At 61.9% G+C, this 922-nt stretch carries 1 protein-coding gene; it reads right to left on the minus strand.

Going from position 1 to position 922, the window contains the following annotated elements; genetic code table 11:
- The coding region (gene tuf, locus NET03_RS13345; protein ID WP_252129380.1) for an elongation factor Tu at positions 1-906 on the minus strand (906 nt) is incomplete at its 3' end.
- Between the last annotated feature and the right edge of the window lie 16 nt (positions 907-922).

Consider the following 922-nt stretch of genomic DNA (forward strand, 5'->3'; position numbering starts at 1 on the left):
CCCCGGCGCCGCCAGCACCATCCCCCGCTCTACCTCGTCCCGCTCTATCCCCCGCAACAAACACCCAACGTTGTCCCCCGCGACCGCCTCATCCAACACCTTCTGGAACATCTCAATCGACGTCACCACCGTCTGCCGCGTCGGCCCCAACCCGACAATGTCCACCGTCTCCCCAGGCCGCAGCCGCCCCCGCTCCACGCGCCCCGTCACCACCGTCCCTCGCCCTTTGATCCCAAACACATCCTCAATCGGCATCAGGAACGGCTTGTCCACCGCCCGCACCGGCGTCGGTATGTACTCATCCACCACCCGCATCAGCTCCCAAATCGGCGCATACTCCGGCGCCTCCGGATCCGTCGCCTTCGACTCTAACGCCAACAACGCCGACCCCCGTACCACCGGAATGCTCTCCCCCGGATACCCATACTGGCTCAACAGCTCCCGTACCTCCAGCTCCACCAGCTCCAATAACTCCGGATCATCCATCATGTCCACTTTGTTCAAAAACACCACAATCGCCGGCACCTCTACCTGCCGCGCCAGCAAGATGTGCTCCCGCGTCTGCGGCATCGGCCCATCCGGCGCACTCACCACCAAAATCGCCCCATCCATCTGCGCCGCACCCGTAATCATGTTCTTGATGTAGTCCGCATGCCCCGGACAATCCACATGCGCATAGTGCCGCTTCTCGGTCTCATACTCCACATGCGCAATCGCTATCGTAATCCCCCGCGCCCGCTCCTCCGGCGCCTTGTCAATCTGCTCGTACGGCTTGAAATTCGCCCACCCCTTCAAACTCAATACCTTCGTAATCGCCGCCGTCAACGTCGTCTTCCCATGATCGACATGCCCAATCGTCCCCACGTTCACATGCGGCTTCGTCCGCTCAAACCGCGGCTTGCTCATCGTCTCGCCCCTTCCT

Source organism: Thermomicrobium sp. CFH 73360 (assembly GCF_023806465.1).
Lineage (GTDB): Bacteria > Chloroflexota > Chloroflexia > Thermomicrobiales > Thermomicrobiaceae > Thermomicrobium.